This is a genomic window from Streptococcus taonis, from assembly GCF_029948085.1.
Lineage (GTDB): Bacteria > Bacillota > Bacilli > Lactobacillales > Streptococcaceae > Streptococcus > Streptococcus taonis.
The window spans coordinates 138,562-151,032 of sequence record NZ_JARZZP010000002.1 but is presented as its reverse complement, the minus strand read 5'-3'; the positions used below and the strand labels follow the sequence as shown (position 1 = coordinate 151,032).

Annotated in this window: 10 protein-coding genes; 8 read left to right on the top strand and 2 right to left on the bottom strand. The window is 38.3% G+C overall.

The genetic code is table 11. From position 1 onward, the window contains the following. The first annotated feature begins 43 nt into the window (after window positions 1–43). The 5 genes from murD (at window position 44) to pyrE (ending at window position 5,387) form a co-directional block, all read left to right on the top strand. On the top strand, window positions 44–1,396 hold the full coding sequence (murD, locus tag QEZ38_RS01635) for a UDP-N-acetylmuramoyl-L-alanine--D-glutamate ligase (protein ID WP_281334810.1): 1,353 nt from the start codon (window positions 44–46) through the stop codon (window positions 1,394–1,396). A 1-nt stretch (window position 1,397) separates the two neighbouring features. After that, window positions 1,398–2,456 (top strand): UDP-N-acetylglucosamine--N-acetylmuramyl-(pentapeptide) pyrophosphoryl-undecaprenol N-acetylglucosamine transferase, encoded by a 1,059-nt coding sequence (locus tag QEZ38_RS01630; RefSeq protein WP_281334809.1) that lies wholly within the window; start codon window positions 1,398–1,400, stop codon window positions 2,454–2,456. Window positions 2,457–2,465: 9 nt separating this feature from the next. Then, on the top strand, window positions 2,466–3,758 hold the full coding sequence (locus QEZ38_RS01625; protein WP_281334808.1) for a cell division protein FtsQ/DivIB: 1,293 nt from the start codon (window positions 2,466–2,468) through the stop codon (window positions 3,756–3,758). 256 nt (window positions 3,759–4,014) lie between these two features. After that, window positions 4,015–4,716, top strand: coding sequence for an orotidine-5'-phosphate decarboxylase (gene pyrF, locus QEZ38_RS01620; RefSeq protein ID WP_075232222.1), 702 nt, complete (start codon window positions 4,015–4,017; stop codon window positions 4,714–4,716). 38 nt (window positions 4,717–4,754) lie between these two features. Next, window positions 4,755–5,387 (top strand): orotate phosphoribosyltransferase, encoded by a 633-nt coding sequence (gene pyrE / locus QEZ38_RS01615; RefSeq protein ID WP_281334807.1) that lies wholly within the window; start codon window positions 4,755–4,757, stop codon window positions 5,385–5,387. A 214-nt stretch (window positions 5,388–5,601) separates the two neighbouring features. On the opposite strand, the gene QEZ38_RS01610 is transcribed toward pyrE, so the two are convergent. Beyond that, entirely contained in the window at window positions 5,602–5,802 is a 201-nt protein-coding gene (locus QEZ38_RS01610) for a helix-turn-helix domain-containing protein (protein WP_281334828.1), read from the bottom strand. A 132-nt stretch (window positions 5,803–5,934) separates the two neighbouring features. Here QEZ38_RS01610 and QEZ38_RS01605 point away from each other — a divergent pair, with 132 nt between their 5' ends. Genes QEZ38_RS01605 through QEZ38_RS01595 form a run of 3 tightly spaced genes read left to right on the top strand, consistent with a single transcriptional unit; the run spans window position 5,935 to window position 11,534 of the window. Then, the gene (locus QEZ38_RS01605; protein WP_281334806.1) at window positions 5,935–6,846 is read left to right on the top strand and encodes a hypothetical protein; all 912 of its coding nucleotides are present in this window, start codon (window positions 5,935–5,937) and stop codon (window positions 6,844–6,846) included. Between the two features lie 18 nt (window positions 6,847–6,864). Then, window positions 6,865–7,296, top strand: coding sequence for a hypothetical protein (locus QEZ38_RS01600; protein ID WP_281334805.1), 432 nt, complete (start codon window positions 6,865–6,867; stop codon window positions 7,294–7,296). Window positions 7,297–7,343: 47 nt separating this feature from the next. Next, a complete protein-coding gene (locus QEZ38_RS01595; RefSeq protein WP_281334804.1) occupies window positions 7,344–11,534 on the top strand; it encodes a G5 domain-containing protein in 4,191 nt (1,396 codons plus the stop codon). 67 nt (window positions 11,535–11,601) lie between these two features. Here QEZ38_RS01595 and QEZ38_RS01590 read toward each other — a convergent pair whose 3' ends face one another. Continuing rightward, window positions 11,602–12,468: a cysteine ABC transporter substrate-binding protein gene (locus tag QEZ38_RS01590; protein WP_281334803.1), complete on the bottom strand. Its 867-nt coding sequence runs from the start codon at window positions 12,466–12,468 to the stop codon at window positions 11,602–11,604. Window positions 12,469–12,471 lie beyond the last annotated feature (3 nt).

Genomic DNA, 12,471 nt, shown 5'->3' with positions numbered 1-12,471 from the left:
ATAAAAATGGTAAAATAGTAAGAGTAGAAATGGAGTTCTAGATATGAAACGAATTGATCAATTTGAAAATAAGAAAGTATTAGTCCTTGGTTTGGCCAAATCAGGTGAGTCAGCAGCTCGTCTTTTGGACAAGCTTGGTGCCATTGTAACGGTTAATGATGGTAAACCTTTTGAGGAAAATCCAGCGGCTCAAAGCCTTTTGGAAGATGGTATCAAGGTTGTAACTGGTGGTCATCCTTTGGAATTATTGGACGAAGATTTTGCTCTCATGGTGAAGAATCCAGGAATCCCTTATAGCAATCCAATGATTGAAAAAGCTCTAGAAAAAGGCATTCCAGTCTTGACAGAGGTTGAGTTGGCCTACTTGATCTCAGAAGCACCAATCGTCGGTATTACTGGTTCAAATGGGAAGACAACGACCACCACTATGATTGGAGAAGTTCTGACTGCTGCAGGGCAAAATGGACTTTTATCAGGGAACATCGGATATCCTGCTAGTCAAGTGGCTCAAACTGTGACAGATAAGGATACTCTTGTCATGGAGCTATCCTCTTTCCAACTAATGGGAATCCAGGAATTCCATCCTGAAATTGCTGTTATCACCAATCTGATGCCAACCCATATTGACTATCACGGTTCTTTTGAAGCCTACGTTGAAGCCAAGTGGAATATTCAAAGCAATATGACAGCTGCTGATTACCTAGTATTGAACTTCAACCAGGAATTAGCTAAAGAACTTGCGACAAAGACAAATGCGACTGTAGTACCATTCTCAACACAGGAAAAGGTTGATGGAGCTTATCTTGAAGATGGTCTTCTTTACTTCCGTGGTGAAAAAGTTATGGCAGCTGATGAAATCGGTGTTCCAGGTAGCCACAATGTGGAAAATGCTCTTGCAACCATTGCTGTTGCTAAACTTCGTGGTGTTGACAATGAAACCATCAATGAAACCTTGTCAGCTTTTGGTGGCGTTAAACACCGTCTCCAGTTTGTAGATCAAATCAATGGCGTTAAATTTTATAACGATAGTAAGTCAACCAATATCTTAGCAACTCAAAAAGCCTTGTCAGGATTTGATAATAGCAAGGTTATCTTGATTGCTGGTGGGTTGGACCGTGGCAATGAGTTTGACGAATTGGTTCCTGATATTACTGGACTTAAGAAAATGGTCATCCTCGGTCAATCTGCAGAACGTGTCAAACGTGCAGCGGATAAGGCTGGTGTGGCTTATGTGGATGCAAGAGATATTGCTGATGCAACTCGAAAGGCTTATGAACTTGCAGAAGCAGGAGATGTTGTTCTCCTCAGTCCAGCCAATGCTAGCTGGGATATGTATGCCAACTTTGAAGTGCGTGGAGATCTTTTTATCGACACTGTAGCGGAGTTAAAGGGATAATATGAAAAAAATAGTATTTACTGGTGGGGGAACGGTTGGACACGTTACCCTCAACCTTTTGTTAATGCCTAAGTTTATCGAAGATGGCTGGGAAGTCCACTATATTGGTGACAAAAACGGAATTGAGCATCATGAAATTCTCAAGTCAGGTTTAGATGTCACCTTCCATTCTATTGCAACTGGAAAATTGCGTCGTTATTTCTCATGGCAAAACATGGTTGACGTCTTTAAGGTTGCTTTTGGAATCCTTCAATCGCTCTTTATCATGCTTCGAGCTCGTCCACAAGCCCTCTTTTCTAAGGGTGGATTTGTATCTGTTCCGCCTGTTATTGCAGCGCGAGTATGTAGAGTACCAGTCTTTATCCACGAGTCTGACCTCTCTATGGGATTGGCCAATAAAATTGCCTATAAGTTTGCGACTAAAATGTACTCTACTTTTGAGCAAGCGTCTAGCCTCACTAAGGTAGAACATGTAGGAGCTGTGACCAAGGTTTCTGGACCAATTATGGAAGAGCCTGAAGAAATGGTGGATATCCGAACTTCTTTCAATGATAAGCTACCAACTCTTCTTTTCGTCGGAGGTTCTGCTGGTGCGCGTGTCTTTAACCAACTAGTAACAGACCACAAGGAAGAGCTGACTAGTCGCTATAATATCATCAACCTAACAGGGGATGCTAGCTTAAATGAACTAAGTTCAAACCTCTATCGAGTTGACTACGTGACAGAGCTCTATCAACCTCTCATGAATATGGCTGATGTGGTCATCACTCGTGGTGGTGCCAATACGATTTTTGAGCTCCTTGCCATGGCTAAATTGCATGTCATTGTGCCACTAGGTCGTGAAGCCAGCCGTGGAGATCAGATTGAAAATGCGGCTTACTTTGTGAAAAAAGGCTATGCTGAGGAGTTGCAAGAGGGCGATTTGACCTTGTCTACTTTAGAAGAAAAAGTAAGCAAGCTTTTGACCCACAAAGAAGACTACCAGAACACGATGAAGAATTCTCATGAATTAAAATCTGTGGCGGATTTTTATGCGCTACTAACAAAAGATCTATCATAAGGAAAATCGATGTCAAAGGATAAGAAACAAGAGCCAACTCAAGGCAAGGAATTGTCAGAGTGGCAAAAACGAAATCAAGAATATCTTCAAAAAAAAGCTGAAGAAGAGGCCCAACTAGCCAAAGAAAAGGCCCAAGCAGATACCAATAAAAAAGAAGTTGCAAAAGCTCCGGAAGAAGAAACCACTTTATCAGAGTGGCAGAAGCAGAACCGTGAATATCTGCGTAAAAAGGCTGAGGAAGAGACCAAGGAAGAACAAGAGTCAGACTTATCTGAGGACACTGAGGAGGAAGATGATTCAGATTCTAATCCTGAAGAGCAGAAGGAGAGTGTAGAAGACCAGTACTCGCTTGAAAATGAGGAGGAAACTACTGAACCAGAACTAGTGGAAGAAGAGGGCGAAAAATCTGACGAAAAATCTGAAGAAACAAAAGTAGAAGAAAAGAGATCTAAGTCTAAGGAAAAGATTGCTAAGCCTTCTATTCCAAGTGTTCATATCTGGCGTGCTGTTACGATTCTAATCCCAAGTTTGCTTGTCTTGTTCTTTTCCATCTATCTTTTGACGCCATACTCAACTCTGAAAAACATAGAAGTCACTGGGACAGTAGAGACCAATGCAGACCAAATTAAAGAGGCTTCAGGGATTCGTGATAGTGACTATACCTTTAGCCTGCTCCTCAATAAAGACAAACATGCTGAGATGATTAAGTCTAATCACTGGATTGAATCTGCTAGTATTCGCTATCAATTCCCGACCAATTTCACCATCCAGGTCAAGGAATACGTGATTGTAGCCTATTATGTTTCTGGAGAGGACCATTATCCGATTCTTTCTAGTGGGATGGTGGAAACCAGTCCAGTTAGTCTAGTCAGTCTTCCAGAAACCTATATGTCCGTACTCTTTAACGATGAGCAGCAAGTCAAAACCTTGATTGAACAACTAGCTGAAGTCAGCCCAGAGATTAAGCAGGCGATCAAAACGATTGAATTGGCTCCAACTAGTGTAACCAGTGATCTGCTCAAGATTACCATGTATGATACGGATGAGATTTTGGTTCCTTTATCAGAACTAGGTAAAAAATTGCCTTACTATAGTAAGATTAAACCCCAACTAACAGTTCCGAGCGGTATTGATATGGAAGTCGGGATCTATAGTTATAGCTTAACGGATAAGGCTTTAGAAGAAGCAAGAATCAAAGCTAAAGAAGAGGAAAAGAAGAAGCAGGAAGAAGAAAAGAAAAAACAAGAAGAGCAAGGGAATCAAACTCAAAATCAAACAACCCAACAATCACAGAGTCGTTAAGCTTAAGATGATTCTGTTGACTTGATTGTGAGTCTTGGCTTTAAAGTTCGTCGAATACTAGTTTTTACTTGACAAGTCCCGCTTTAAATAATAGAATAGTAAAAAACCTTTAAAGCAGTCCAGAGAGGCAGCTAAGGTTAGGCGGTGAAAGGGTGGATTCTACCCATTTTTCGTGGAACCTTGCTGTTGGCAGGTTCCTTTTTTGTAGTCTTTTTGACGGAAGCTGGGCTGATAAGAAAGATAAGAGGAGAAACGCATGCGTGAAAGTCGCCCAGTCATTGCTCTGGATTTTCCAAGTTTTGAAGAAGCCAAGGAGTTCTTAGCCCTATTTCCAGCAGAGGAAAAGCTCTATGTCAAAGTAGGAATGGAAATCTACTATGCTGTAGGACCTGAAGTTGTCCGCTATTTGAAGTCATTAGGACATAGTGTCTTTTTGGATCTCAAACTGCATGATATTCCCAATACAGTCAAATCAACCATGAAAATCTTATCCAACCTAGGAGTTGATATGACCAATGTGCAGGCAGCAGGTGGAGTTGAGATGATGCAGGCAGCGCGTGAAGGATTGGGAGATAAGGGGATTCTCATAGCGGTGACCCAATTAACCTCAACCTCGGAAGAACAAATGCAGGAGTGTCAAAATATCCAAACCAGCCTCCAAGAGTCGGTTATCCACTATGCCCAGAAAACAGCTGAAGCTGGTCTAGATGGAGTCGTTTGCTCGGCTCAAGAAGCCAAGCTTATCAAACAAGCAACTCATGAAGACTTTATCTGTCTGACACCAGGGATTCGCCCAAGAGGGACAGAAGCAGGAGATCAGAAACGGGTAGTAACCCCAGGACAAGCTTACCAGATTGGCAGTGACTACATCGTAGTTGGGCGTCCGATTACGCAAGCAGCTGATCCAGTCGCAGCCTACCATGCCATCAAAGAAGAATGGACACAAGATTGGGTTTAAAAAGAAGATTCATTTAATACTATAAAAAGGAGCACACCATGACACTTGCTAAAGACATCGCTAGCCATCTATTGAAAATTCAGGCCGTTTACCTCAAACCAGAAGAGCCCTTCACATGGGCATCAGGCATTAAGTCACCGATTTATACGGACAACCGTGTAACGCTTGCATACCCAGAAACACGCAACTTGATTGAAAATGGTTTTGTGGAAGCTATCAAAGAAGCCTTTCCTGAAGTAGAAGTGATTGCAGGAACTGCAACAGCAGGGATTCCACACGGAGCCATCATCGCTGATAAGATGAATCTGCCATTTGCTTATATTCGTAGCAAACCAAAAGACCACGGAGCAGGCAACCAAATTGAAGGCCGTGTAGCCCAAGGGCAAAAGATGGTCGTTGTTGAAGATTTGATTTCAACTGGTGGCTCAGTTCTTGAGGCCGTGGCTGCTGCCAAGCGTGAAGGAGCAGATGTTCTAGGTGTTGTAGCTATCTTTAGCTATCAACTAGCAAAAGCAGATAAGAACTTTGCGGATGCTGGTGTCAAACTGGTGACCCTTTCAAACTATAGCGAGCTTATCCACCTAGCCCAAGAAGAAGGCTACATCACACCAGAAGGACTTGACCTTTTAAAACGATTTAAAGAAGACCAGGAAAATTGGCAAGAAGTGTAGAAAAATCAAAGAGTTTTGAGAAAGAGACTTTCATAATATAAAAACGCATCATATCAGGTGTAGAAAAGCTTGATATGATGCGTTTTATTGTGGAAATGTTTTTCGAAGTTTCTAGTCAAATTGAGTTTTTGTTCTGATTATTGGATTTATACTGTGAACAATGTCATAGAAGGTAGATTAAGTAAATGTTCCAATACAAGAATAAATATTAGAACTAGATAAATGTGTTACTAATATTTGAATCGGGAGTTTCTTCGATAAATTCAACGATATCATTTGGAAGACAATCTAAAATGAGACATAGCTTTTCTAGAGTTAGTAAAGTTATGTTTTTGTTTTTCTTTAAGCTGTCAAGAGTTTTGTTATCAACTCCGGATTTTAATAACTTATATTGAGAAATTTCTTTTTTCTTCATTGTAGCCCAGAGTGGGTTAAAACTGATTATCGTCATCAACTCCTTTTATTTAATTATAAGAAAAAAGTATCTGACTTCATATTGTGTATATATCCACAATATGATAAAATAACTAGGAAAGGAGAGTTATAGATGAATAAGAGTGATATTATTTCTCAAGAGGAGAATGAGTTAGATTATTTTTTAGGAATTATTCCGGATGAATATAAGTCAGATTTGTTTGATGAATGGACTATTTGGGAAGCTTATGTAAAAGGGCGGTTACCAAATAAACATTGGTCTGAAGTTTTTGATAATGGGACATACCATTCACTTGATGTCATTACTGCAGAAGGCAAAAAATATGAATATTATCCTATCGCTAATCCGCAATCATACCAGACTGTTTTACAAGAATATCTTTCGACAATAGAAGAGCCTAAACGGAGTAGAAACTTAATAGTTGAAGCTGCTATTTGGTCTAAAAGAGTAGAAGACCTGACTAAGTATTTTTATATAGTAGATGGAAAACATGTTTCTCTTATCAACCTGAAATTAAGTGTTTTGGGATGGATTTTCAGAATTTTAGGTTCATTGTTCTTAGTTGCCTATATGGATAGACTTGGTGAATTTTCTAGTTCTGGTTTAGGAATCTTAAGTAAACCTTTTGAATACTCCCTTTGGGTGGGAGCATGGGTTCTGCTATGGTCTCCAATTTATTTTGCTTATCAACGAGTGAAGCATGAAAAACCAATAGCAAATCAAGTAAAAGAACATAAGGATGAAGTTGCTCAAGCTAGAAACTATTGTATAGAGAAATTGAATAGTATCCCATTTGTTTATGCAAGGCAACAAGCAGGATTAGATATTCATTTTGATGCTTTTGCTTATATGGTTAATGTAATTGATCAAGGTAGAGCCTATGACCTAGGACAAGCGCAAAATATGTATGAAGATTTGATAAGGACAGAGCAATTAAATTATCAGTTTCAAGAATTACAAAGAAAAGTTGATTACAATAACAAAATGACAACAATTAATACATTTACAAATTTAATGAAATAATAGATTAGGAGAAATAAGATGTTTGGAAAACCGAAATATGAAAGTGATATTGATCAAACAGATAGAGATATGTGGTGGGGTTTTGCCATTTTTATAACTGTAATGTACTTTTTAGTCAAAGCAACTTACTATGTCGCATTGCCGTTTTATACTTTATTTACTCAGTTATTTGAAGAAAAAATCCAACAGAAAGAATATTTAAACTGGATGCGATTTTTGCCTTTGACTTGGTTTATGAGTGGAGAGACCAAAGAAATGAGACGAGCTGCTGTGAGCTGTACTATACTGCCGATTTCGCTACCTTTATTTTTAATTTTTAATTATCTATATAGTATTAAAGTAATTGGCGATAGCTTTTCCATTTTTATTCTGATTTTATTTACATGCAGCATAGGAGGTATTATAGGTACTGTTCGAAATTATCGTTTTTCTAAAAAATATATTAGATAGTGTAGGTATGTTAAAGAGAGAATCATTGAAAAGTCAGGAAAATAAAGATGGATAGACAAAATACTAACGAAAAAAAGACTTTGAAAAAAGGTAGAAGAGGTTGGGTAATCTCAGCAGCAATTGTCGCACTTTTAGGAATTTTAGCTGGAACTGTTGTGTTGCAAAATCAATCGAGTCAAAACCAAGGAAAATCTGAAAGTGTTACTGTTTCAGATTCTTCTTCAAAAGAAAAAGAATACTCAACAACTGATACTATTAAAGAAACAGAGAAGAGTTTCCCACCTAAAGTAGATGCCAAAGAGGAATTGTCCAAAGTATTTGTAGCTACTAAAGAAGTTGGTGTTGAAGATTCGATTAAATCTCTCGATAAATCATATGAAAAATTATCAGAAATAACGAAGGTAGAGGAAAAGCTTAAGTCACAGGTAACAAATGAAGGTGAAGAAGCAGTTAAGCAAGTTTCTAGACAAGAGGTAGGTAATAAAGATAATAAAATACTGGAAAAATCTGATAGCTTAACTAAAAAAGTTGAGGTAGAAAAAACGACATTAGAAAAAGGGAAGCTGGTTGTTCGACCAGAACTTCCATCACTTGTAGTTACAGATGACAAAGGTATTTCAGCTGTTCAACAAGAGCTACCAGAATTGGTAGTTAGTGACAAAGGAACACCAGAAGTTCAGCCTAAACTACCTGAGTTGGTAATTAGCGAAAAAGGTACTCCTGAAGTTCAACCTAAATTACCTGAGTTGGTAATTAGTGAAAAAGGCACTCCTGAAGTTCAACCTAAATTACCTGAGTTGGTAATTAGTGACAAAGGAACTCCAGAAGTCCAACCCAAACTACCTGAATTGGTAGTTAGTGAAAAAGGCACTCCTGAAGTCCAGACTAAACTTCCAGAGTTGGTGGTTATCGAAAAAGGAACTCCTGAAGTTCAAGAAAAATTACCTGAAGCTAAGCCGGAAAAAGATAAGGTCTTAGATAAGAAGGAAGAGAAAAAAGAAGTTGAAACTAAAGTTACAACTCCAACTGTTCCAGAAAACAAAGACCAAACAACTGGTACTCCAACTAAAGAAGAAAAAACTTTAGAAGAGAAAAAAGATAAGGTTGAAGGTAATAACCAAGCAACTTTACCAGGAAACAAAGAACAAGTTGAAACTGGTAAAACTAATACTGTAGTTGGTGAAAAAACAACTGAAGAAGTTATTAAACCTGCTACTCCAGCAAAACCAGAAGTGCCTGCTAAACCAGCAGAAGATGGAAAACCAGCTGTAGAAGCTCAGCCAGCCATTCCAGCTCAGCCTGAAGTTAAAAAAGTTGTAACTACTCGAACTGAAGTAGAAACTTCTGTAATTGAACCTGGAGTCCAACATGTCCCAGATGCAAATCTTAATGTTGGTGAAACTCAAGTTGTTCAAGAAGGTGTTGCAGGAAAAACAGAAACAACTTACACAATTACCATTGAAAATGGTGTAGAAGTTAGTCGTGTAGCAACAGGAACTCAAACAATTCCTGCAGTTGATAAAGTTATCCATGTTGGTGCTAAAACTTCTAAAGAAGTAGTTCGTACTACAAAAGAAGAGGTAGTTCGTACTCCTATTCTTCCTGGTACAGAATACGTTCCAGATGAAAACTTAGATGCTGGAGTAGAAAAAGAAGTGAGAGCTGGTCAATCTGGTGAAAAACTTGAAGTCTATACTGTAACACTTGAAGATGGTGTAGAAATTGGTCGTACTCTTGTTTCTTCTACTCAAAAAGATGCAAAAAACAGAGTTGTTCATGTAGGAACAAAAGTTTCTAAGAAAAATCTTGAAACAGTAACTCGAGAAACTCACAAAGTTGAACATAAAGTTACTAGCAGCACAAATCCAGACCTTCCAAAAGGCGAGAAAAAAGTAATTCAAGTTGGCAAGGATGGTTCTTATGAACTTGTAACTATTGTTGTCACTACTCCAGATGGAAAAGAAGTTTCTCGTGATGAAAAACGAGAAAATGAAGTTCCTGCAGTTTATGAAATTGTTGAAATCGGAACCGGTGAAAATGTTGAAACAAGCCGCACTTCTCGAACAGTTGAAGTAAATTACGAAACTGAAGAAGTTAAAGATGAGACACTAAATGAAGGGAAACGTGTAGTAGAAACTAAGGGTCAAAAAGGTTCTTATACAGAAACTACAATTGTTTACGGAAATGGTCGTTCATCTGTAGTGAAAAGTGATGAGGTCAAACCTGTTAAAGAAGTTGTTCGAGTTGGAACACATAAAGTTTTGACAGAAAACAAAACTCGAGTTGAGCGTAAAGCTGGAGAAAACTTCAAGACTGTAGAAGTTAAAAGTGACAAGCTTTTCTCTGATCAACGAGTTGTTAAAACTAAAGGTAAAAACGGTGAGATTATCGAAAACTACAAAGACTACTATGAAGATGGTAAACTTGTTAAGAGTGAACTAGTCAATACTGAAACTGTTCCAGCAGTTGATGAAGTAGTCGAAGTTGGAACCAAAGATCGTTACACTTATGCTAACGAAGACAAAGTTATTACCGCTGTAGGTGAAAAACGAGTAGCAGATTCTAATCTTTTTGAAGGTGATGAAACTGTTGAAGATGCTGTAAATGGTAAAGAAACTTACAAAGTTAAGTACAGTAATGATGAAAATCAAAACCGTACAGAAGTCAGTCGTGAACTAATCAAAACTGTCCCTGCAAAACAAAAAGTTGTTCATTATGGAACTAAGAAATTGATGTCTAAAGTTACTGAAGAAGAAACTGAAACAATTTCTCATGGTTATCGAACAGAAAATGATGCTACCCTTTTCGAAGGTGAATCTCGTACTGAAGATGGAAGTGACGGTTATAAACGTTACCGCAAAGTTATTTCAGTAAACAACAAAACCGGTGAAAGAACTGTTAAAAGTCGTGAGCTAGTTGAAACTAAGGATGCAGTTGATACCATTACCTTTAAGGGAACAAAAGAACGTTATACTTATGTGAATGAAGATAAAGTCATTGTTTCTGTAGGTGAAAAACGAGTAGCAGATTCTAATCTTTTTGAAGGTGATGAAACTGTTGAAGATGCTGTAAATGGTAAAGAAACTTATAAAGTTAAGTATCTAAATGATGAAAATCAAACCCGCACAGAAATCAGTCGTGAACTTATCAACTCTGTTCCAGCAAAACAAAAAGTTGTTCATTATGGAACTAAGAAATTGATGTCTGAAGTTACTGAAGAAGAAACTGAAACAATTTCTCATGGTTCTCGAACTGAAAATGACTCTAACCTTTTTGAGGGTGAAAGTCGTACTGAAAATGGGCGTGACGGCTTCAAACGTTACCGCAAAGTTATTTCAGTAAACAATAAAACTGGTGAACGAACTGTTAAAAGTCGTGAGCTAGTTGAAACTAAGGATGCAGTTGATACCATTACCTTTAATGGTACTAAGAAAAAACGTGTCGCTGATCCAACAGATGTCATTGTTCCAACAAGTGATGACAATTATGATATTGATGGCACATGGAAAGATATTAAGAGTTTAGGTGAAAACGGTTTAGATCCGAACAATGAAGATCACCGCAGTGCTAAGTATCTACACGATAATCTTTCTCAAGCTGATAAAGATCGTGTGGCTGTTGATGAAACAGATGACGGAGATGATCTTCCTCGAGACATGGGACTTGTCTCAGTTTGGAAAGCATCACGCCTTTCTCAAGCAGAACTTGACAAGCTTGAACAGATTATAGATAATCGTAAACTTAATGAACACTTCATGGAACTTCTTAATGAAGAACGCACTCGTAAAGGCTTGACTCCTGCAACAATCGCAGCAGATGATAGCGAATTAACTCGAGTTGCTAATATTCGTGCTAATGAAATGGCAGATCATGGATCTTTACGTTATCAAGGTAAGAAGGAAGGTAAGCATAAACGTCCTGATGGTTCTCGTTGGTCAACTGCTTATGATCCAGAGTTCTACAAACAAACAAATGCAATGACAGAAAACGCAGCAGAAGCAACTGATGTTTGGGATATTGTGAGTCTTACAAATGAAAAGGCATTAGCTCATAATTTCTATACTAGATGGAAACACTCTAAAAGTCACTATGCAGCTATGATGATGGGAGATGGTTATAGCCCAGCAAACAAGAATGTACAATTCCGTGTAGCTCTTGGATTTGCTAATCATTCACTAACCTCTGGTAAAGCAATTAATGTTGTTGCTATGATGGAAATTGCATCTATGATGGACTAGATAAAAACGAACAAGATAAGATTCTGATTACCAGAATTCTAGCCTTGTTCGTTTTTCTTTTTAAAACTTAGTCAACTTTTCCGCCTTCAACAACCAAGTCATCTGCTTTAGCAGCGTCACCGTAGGTTGGGTGGAGTGTTTTTTCATAGGCTTTGTGGAAGAAGTTTTCCTTACCTAATTTTTCGATTTCTTGGTTGATGTAGTCGAGTAGTTCTTGGTTACCTTTTTGAACTGCTGGTGCAATAGTATCTGGATTACCAAGAGAAGTAATTCCTACTTCATATCCTTTGTTTTCAAGTGCCCAAGCTAGGACTTCAGTATTGTCAGTAGAGAAGGCATCTCCACGTCCATCAAGAAGGGCTTGGTAGGCATCGCTATATTGATCGTATTTTTGGAGTTTTACTTCTGGGTGATTTTTCTCAAAGTAAGTTTCAGCAGTAGTTCCTTTTGTAACGATCAAGGTTTTGCCTTCAAGTTCTTTAACGTCCTTGATGACTTTATCTTTTGGTGACACAACACCGAGAGAAACTTTCATGTAAGGAAGGGCAAAGTCAACTTGTTTCTTACGTTCGTCAGTAACTGTAAAGTTGGCAAGGGTGATATCAACCTTGTTTGAAATCAAGTATTCAGCACGGTTGGCAGCATCAACAGAAACGTATTTAACCTTGACACCAAGGTCTTGTGCTAATTGGTTACCAAGTTCGATATCGTAACCTTGGTAAGAACCATCGTTGTCAACATAACCAAACGGTTTTTTGTCTCCAAAGACTGCGATACGAAGTTCGCCACTTTTCTTAATTTCTTCAATGGTGCGAGCTTTGGCAGTTGCCTTAGTAGAGGAAGCATCAGAGCTTCCACCTGAACTACAAGCTGTGACGAAGATAAGCGCAAATGCTAGCGCAAAAACAGTTAGAATTGGTTTAAGTAGTTTCATAAT

Excerpts from the sequence above, each read along its gene's own strand:
- murD (WP_281334810.1), top strand. The coding sequence starts at position 44 with ATGAAACGAATTGATCAATTTGAAAATAAGAAAGTATTAGTCCTTGGT.
- QEZ38_RS01630 (WP_281334809.1), top strand. The coding sequence starts at position 1,398 with ATGAAAAAAATAGTATTTACTGGTGGGGGAACGGTTGGACACGTTACC.
- QEZ38_RS01625 (WP_281334808.1), top strand. The coding sequence starts at position 2,466 with ATGTCAAAGGATAAGAAACAAGAGCCAACTCAAGGCAAGGAATTGTCA.
- pyrF (WP_075232222.1), top strand. The coding sequence starts at position 4,015 with ATGCGTGAAAGTCGCCCAGTCATTGCTCTGGATTTTCCAAGTTTTGAA.
- pyrE (WP_281334807.1), top strand. The coding sequence starts at position 4,755 with ATGACACTTGCTAAAGACATCGCTAGCCATCTATTGAAAATTCAGGCC.
- QEZ38_RS01610 (WP_281334828.1), bottom strand. The coding sequence starts at position 5,802 with ATGAAGAAAAAAGAAATTTCTCAATATAAGTTATTAAAATCCGGAGTT.
- QEZ38_RS01605 (WP_281334806.1), top strand. The coding sequence starts at position 5,935 with ATGAATAAGAGTGATATTATTTCTCAAGAGGAGAATGAGTTAGATTAT.
- QEZ38_RS01600 (WP_281334805.1), top strand. The coding sequence starts at position 6,865 with ATGTTTGGAAAACCGAAATATGAAAGTGATATTGATCAAACAGATAGA.
- QEZ38_RS01595 (WP_281334804.1), top strand. The coding sequence starts at position 7,344 with ATGGATAGACAAAATACTAACGAAAAAAAGACTTTGAAAAAAGGTAGA.
- QEZ38_RS01590 (WP_281334803.1), bottom strand. The coding sequence starts at position 12,468 with ATGAAACTACTTAAACCAATTCTAACTGTTTTTGCGCTAGCATTTGCG.